Genomic DNA, 5,378 nt, shown 5'->3' with positions numbered 1-5,378 from the left:
CGGTGTCGCCGGGACCGGGTGGGGGCGGCGTCGGGCGCGGCGCGGTCAGCGTGCCCCCGGTCGTCACGCCGGGGAACTCTACGTCGCGGACGCACGGCATGATCGCCGCATGAGTCCGTCGAGCACCCCGAGCAGCGCCGCCGGAGGTCACGAGGCGCCGGACGCCGGCGTGCTGGTGCTGGCCGCCACCCCGATCGGCCGGGTCGAGGACGCGCCGCCGCGCCTGGTCTCCGAGCTGGCGACCGCCGACGTCGTGGCCGCCGAGGACACCCGCCGGCTGCGGCGCCTCACGGGCGCGCTCGGGGTCGAGCCGGCCGGGCGCGTGGTGTCGTACTTCGAGGGCAACGAGCAGGCCCGGACCCCGGTGCTGCTCGAGGCGCTGCTGGCCGGCCAGCGCGTGCTGCTGGTGACCGACGCGGGGATGCCCTCGGTCTCCGACCCGGGCTACCGGCTGACGGCCGCGGCCGTCGAGGCCGGCGTCCGGGTGACCGCGGTGCCGGGCCCCAGCGCGGTGCTGACCGCGCTGGCCGTCTCGGGGCTGCCGGTCGACCGGTTCTGCTTCGAGGGGTTCCTGCCGCGCAAGGCCGGCGAGCGCTCCCGGCGGCTGGAGGCGCTGGCCGCCGAGGAGCGGACGATGGTCTTCTTCGAGGCGCCGCACCGCACGGAGACCGCGCTGCGGGCGATGGCGCTGGCCTGGGGCGAGGAGCGGCGGGCGGCGGTCTGCCGGGAGCTGACCAAGACCTACGAGGAGGTCCGCCGCGGCGGGCTCGGCGCGCTGGCCGACTGGGCCGCGGACGGCGTCCGCGGCGAGGTCACCCTGGTCGTCGAGGGCGCGGCGCCGGTGGCCGCGGTGGCCTCCGACCCGGCCTCCCTGCTGGCCGCGGTGGAGGTGCGCGAGGATGCCGGGATGAGGCGCAAGGACGCGGTCGTGGAGGTGGCCCGGCTCGCCGGGGTGCCCAAGCGGGAGGTCTACGACCTCGCGCACGGGGTGCACGGGGTGCACGAGGTGGACGAGGTGGACGAGGTGGACGGCTCGACCGGGGAGGACGGCTCGTGAGCGCGCTCGACGGACGGATCACCGAGGTCGCGGTCGGCGCGCCCGCCGACGGGCTCGTGCTCGACGTCGACGACCAGGGCCCGCCCGACGGTGACGTGGTCGTCCTGCTCCACGGGTTCCCCGAGCGGGCGACCTGCTGGCGCGACGTCGTGCCGCGGCTGCACGCCGCCGGGCTGCGCACGCTGGCCGTCGACCAGCGCGGCTACAGCCCGCGGGCCCGGCCCGGTCGGCGCCGCGACTACCGCGCCGACCTGCTGCGCGACGACGTGGTGGCGGTGGTCGAGGCCGCCGTCGACCGGGTCGGACCGGACCGCCGGGTGCACCTGGTCGGGCACGACTGGGGCGCGGTCGTGGCCTGGCTGGTCGCGGCCGAGCGGCCCGAGCTGCTGGCGACGTTGACGACCTTCTCGGTGCCGCACCCCGGGGCGTACCTGCGGGCCGGCGTGCGCTCGAAGCAGCTGCTGCGGTCCTGGTACATGGCCGCCTTCAACGTGCCCGGCCTGGCCGAGCGGATGGCGCGCCTCCCCGGAGGCCGCTTCGAGCAGCTGCTGGCCAGGACCGGCATGACGCCTCCCGAGCTCGCCCGCTTCCGGGCCGAGGTCGTCGAGGACGGCGCCCTGCCCGGCGGGCTGGGCTGGTACCGCGCGCTGGCGCTGTCGGCCGGCGCGATGGGCGCCGGCCGGGTCCGGGTGCCGACGACCTTCGTCTGGAGCGACGGCGACACCGCCATCGACCGGTGGGGCGCGGAGCACTGCGGCGACTTCGTCCGCGGCGAGTACGAGCTCGTGGTGCTGACCGGCGTCACGCACTGGATCCCCACCCAGGCGCCCGCGGCCGCCGCCGAGGCGGTCCTGGACCGGGTCGCGAGCGCCGGGTGAGGGCCGGGTGAGCGGGCCGACGCGCGCCCGGTCGGCGTCGCAGGAGTCCGGGCACTCGCGCGACCGGGGCCGCCCGCCGGCCCCCGAGCCGCTGCCGCACCCCGTGGTGGACAACCACTGCCACCTCGACATCGCCGACGGCGACTGGCTGCCCACCGAGGAGGCCCTGGCCGCCTCCGCCTCGGTCGGCGTCCCGCGGATCGTCCAGATCGGCTGCGACCTGCCCGGCGCCCGCTGGGCGGTCGAGGCGGCCGCGACCCACGCCGCGCTGGTGGCCGGTGTCGCGCTGCACCCGAACGAGGCGCCGCGGCTGGCGGCCGAGGGCCTGCTCGACGAGGCGATGGCCGAGATCGAGCAGCTGGCCGGCGCCCACGACAAGGTGCGCGCGGTGGGGGAGACCGGCCTGGACTTCTTCCGCACCGGCGAGGACGGGCGTGCGGCCCAGGTCGAGAGCTTCCGCCGCCACGTCGACCTGGCCAAGCGGCTGGACAAGACGCTGGTGATCCACGACCGCGACGCCCACGAGGAGGTGCTGCGGGTCGTGGCCGAGGAGGGTGCGCCCCCGCGCTGGGTGATGCACTGCTTCTCCGGCGACGCGGACGTGGCCCGCCGGTGCCTCGACCTGGGGGCCTACCTGTCGTTCTCGGGCACGGTGACCTTCAAGAACGCCCGGGAGGTGCGCGAGGCGCTGGTGGTCGCGCCGCGCGACCGGGTGCTGGTGGAGACCGACGCGCCGTACCTGACCCCCACCCCCCACCGCGGCCGCCCCAACGCCTCCTACCTGGTGCCGCTGACGGTGCGCTCGATGGCCGAGACCCGCGGCGACGACCTCGCCGAGCTCTGCGCGGCGATCGACGCCAACACCGAGGCGGCGTTCGGCGGGGCCTGGTGAGCTGCCGTCACGCCGTTCCGGCCGTGAGGACCCCGTCACACCCCGCCCGGCACGCCCCAGGTCAGGACGGGTCCTAGGTCCCGATCGGCCCCCGGATGTTTGCCAATTCGTGACCTCGGATGTTCTCGTGGTCTCGACGGCCGGTCCTCGGACCGGCCCGTCCAGCGCCGTGAACGTCTCCGCGCCTCGTGTCCGCCCCCGGGTGGACGGGACGCTGACCGCCGCGCGCAGGACGGGCGCCGGGACACCGATCCGGGACGTCATGACCGCGTTCCCGAGACCCAGGGAGAGACGTGCAGGCGAACTCGTCCAGCACCCCGCCCCCGAGCCCACCCCCACCACCCAGGCCGACCCCGCAGCCCCCCAGGGCCGCTTCGCGCGGACCCTGCGCAGCCGCTGGCTGCTCGGTGGCCTGGTCGCCCTGACCGCCACCGCGGTCGCCGGCACCACCGTCGCCTACGCCTCCATGAGCACCACCGTCGCCCTCTCGGTCGACGGTGAGCAGCGTGAGGTCACCGCCCTGGCCAGCACCGTCGGCGACGTCCTCGAGGCCGAGGGCGTCGAGGTCGGTCCGCGCGACATCGTCGCGCCGTCGGCCGACGAGGAGATCGAGGAGGGCACCGCGATCACCGTCCGGTACGCCCGGCAGCTCGACCTCGTCGTCGACGGCGAGGAGGAGACCCACTGGGTCACCGCCACCAGCGTCTCCGACGCCCTGGCCCAGGTCGGCACCGACTACCGCGGCTCCGACCTGTCGACCAGCCGCAGCATGACCATCGGCCGCGACGGCGCCAGCCTCCGGGTGGTCACGCCCAAGAAGCTCACCCTGGCCCTGGCAGGCGAGAAGCCGGTCACCAAGCAGCTGACCGCCCTGCGCGTCTCCGACGCGCTGGAGCAGATGAAGGTCGACGTCGACAAGACCGACGAGGTCAGCCCGAAGCCGGGCCGGGTGCTCGAGGACGGCGACAAGATCGTCTTCACCGACGTCCGCGTCGCCACCGAGCGCGACCGTGACCAGGTCATCGAGGCCGGCACCACCCAGCGCGACGACCCCGACGCGCTCGAGGGCGAGACCAGCACCGTACGAGCGGCACAGGACGGCGTGCGCGACGTCACCTACCGCGTGGTCTTCCGCAACGGCGAGGAGGCCTCCCGCAAGGTCGTCACCTCCTCGGTCGTGCGCGAGCCGGTCACCGGCATCGTCGCCGTCGGCACCCGCGTGCCCGAGCCGGAGCCGGAGCCCGAGCCGGCCCCCGCGGCGCCGACCAGCAACTTCGCCGGCGGCAGCACCGTGTGGGACCAGCTCGCACAGTGCGAGTCCGGCGGCAACTGGGCCATCAACACCGGCAACGGCTACTACGGCGGCCTTCAGTTCAACCTCGGTACCTGGCAGTCGTACGGCGGCACCGGGCTGCCCAGCTCCAACAGCCGCGAGACCCAGATCGCGGTGGCCGAGCGGCTCCGCGCCGCGACCGGCGGGTACGGCTCCTGGCCGTCCTGCTCGTCGTCCCTGGGGCTGCCCCAGTGACACGTGCCCTGCGGCACTAGCCTCACCCGCATGACCACACCGCCCGCCGGGCCGAGACTCCTCGGCCCGGCGGAGGTGCGTCAGCTCGCGGAAAGGCTCGACCTGCGCCCCACCAAGCAGCGGGGCCAGAACTTCGTGATCGACCCCAACACGGTGCGTCGCATCGTGCGGGAGGCCGGGGTCGGGCCCGACGACGTGGTGGTCGAGGTCGGCCCCGGGCTGGGGTCGTTGACCCTCGCCCTGCTCGACGTCGTGCGCCACGTGGTCGCCGTCGAGCTCGACGACCGCCTCGCCGGCCTGCTGGCCGAGACCGTCGCCGACCGCGCCCCCGACCACGCCGACCGGCTCGCGGTCGTCCACGCCGACGCGCTGCGGGTCGACGCCCTGCCGGGCCCGCCCCCGACGGCGCTGGTGGCGAACCTGCCCTACAACGTCTCGGTGCCGGTCCTGCTGCACCTGCTGGCGCTGCTGCCGAGCCTGGAGAAGGGCCTGGTGATGGTCCAGGCCGAGGTCGCCGACCGGCTCGCGGCGCGGCCGGGCTCCAAGGCGTACGGCGTGCCGTCGGTCAAGGCCGCGTGGTACGCCGACGTCCGCCGCGCGGGGTCCGTCGGCCGGTCGGTCTTCTGGCCCGCGCCCAACGTCGACTCCGGCCTGGTGGCCTGGACGCGCCGCGACCCCCCGGTCACGACCGCCACGCGCCTGCAGGTGTTCTCGGTGGTCGACGCCGCCTTCGCGCAACGGCGCAAGGCGCTGCGAGGTGCGCTCCGACCGCTGGCCGAGGCGGCCGGCCGCGACGCCGGCGACCTCGACGCGGCCCTGCGCGGCGCCGGGGTCGACCCGCTCGCCCGCGGCGAGCAGCTCGAGGTGGGCACCTTCGCGGCCCTGGCCGAGGGCCTCCTGGGCGACCCGGGCGAGGGTCCGCGCCCCGCCGACCACCCCTGAGGCGTCGGGTGGGCTGACACGCTGGTGGGAGCAGCACGACCGTCCGGCCCCCGGGCCCGGACCCGCGCGGCTCCCACCCAC

Annotated in this window: 5 protein-coding genes; all 5 read left to right on the top strand. The window is 76.0% G+C overall.

What is annotated here, in order from left to right; genetic code table 11:
- Positions 1-109 precede the first annotated feature (109 nt).
- The 5 genes from rsmI (at position 110) to rsmA (ending at position 5,297) form a co-directional block, all read left to right on the top strand.
- The gene (rsmI, locus tag GV155_RS15975) at positions 110-1,057 is read left to right on the top strand and encodes a 16S rRNA (cytidine(1402)-2'-O)-methyltransferase (RefSeq protein WP_160009555.1); all 948 of its coding nucleotides are present in this window, start codon (positions 110-112) and stop codon (positions 1,055-1,057) included.
- Positions 1,054-1,935 (top strand): alpha/beta fold hydrolase, encoded by an 882-nt coding sequence (locus tag GV155_RS15970; RefSeq protein ID WP_236554365.1) that lies wholly within the window; start codon positions 1,054-1,056, stop codon positions 1,933-1,935. Before rsmI ends, GV155_RS15970 begins: the two co-directional genes overlap by 4 nt.
- A 7-nt stretch (positions 1,936-1,942) precedes the next feature.
- A complete protein-coding gene (locus GV155_RS15965) occupies positions 1,943-2,827 on the top strand; it encodes a TatD family hydrolase (protein WP_160009553.1) in 885 nt (294 codons plus the stop codon).
- Between the two features lie 262 nt (positions 2,828-3,089).
- The gene (locus GV155_RS21040; protein ID WP_160009551.1) at positions 3,090-4,355 is read left to right on the top strand and encodes a transglycosylase family protein; all 1,266 of its coding nucleotides are present in this window, start codon (positions 3,090-3,092) and stop codon (positions 4,353-4,355) included.
- 30 nt (positions 4,356-4,385) lie between these two features.
- Complete coding sequence (gene rsmA / locus GV155_RS15955) at positions 4,386-5,297, top strand: 16S rRNA (adenine(1518)-N(6)/adenine(1519)-N(6))-dimethyltransferase RsmA (RefSeq protein WP_160009549.1); 912 nt, start codon at positions 4,386-4,388, stop codon at positions 5,295-5,297.
- The last annotated feature ends 81 nt before the right edge of the window (positions 5,298-5,378 follow it).

The sequence above is a fragment of the Nocardioides sp. AX2bis genome (assembly GCF_902506435.1).
GTDB lineage: Bacteria > Actinomycetota > Actinomycetes > Propionibacteriales > Nocardioidaceae > Nocardioides.
The sequence above is the reverse complement of the archived record's forward strand: the minus strand, read 5'-3'. Positions and strand labels throughout refer to the sequence as shown.